This window comes from Flavobacterium sp. NRK1 (assembly GCF_024054175.1).
In the GTDB taxonomy this organism is placed as follows: Bacteria; Bacteroidota; Bacteroidia; order Flavobacteriales; family Flavobacteriaceae; genus Flavobacterium.
This window is the reverse complement of record NZ_JAMXLA010000012.1, coordinates 1-306: the sequence shown is the minus strand read 5'-3', so window position 1 is coordinate 306 and position 306 is coordinate 1. Positions and strand designations below refer to the sequence as shown.

Annotated in this window: 1 protein-coding gene; it reads right to left on the bottom strand. The window is 48.4% G+C overall.

The genetic code is table 11. The features are described from left to right. Positions 1-306: hypothetical protein (locus tag NHE85_RS16655; RefSeq protein ID WP_252813336.1), on the bottom strand; the 306-nt coding region annotated here is incomplete at both ends.

Sequence of the window (306 nt, the reverse complement as noted above, 5' to 3'; positions counted from 1 at the left end):
ACAGGTTCTGCAAGGCGCTCTACATGCAGGGTGAAGGTAGTGATATCATGGCATTTGCTTAGTGTAGCGGTATTGGTCACCCTTACCCAGATGGTCTGGTCATCGGCTATAGTATTGGTATAGGCTTCAGGGGTGGCTATGGCATTTTCATAGTTCTCTGCATCTTCAGGGCTGGTGTAATACGTTACCTCATAGTCTGCAGGGTCCTGCGTGCCCAGTACTTCACCTTCTACAACCGTAAGGTCCCAGGTGCTGATGATACCGTCATTGGCACCGTCATAGTCACATTCATCAAATACAGTAGTA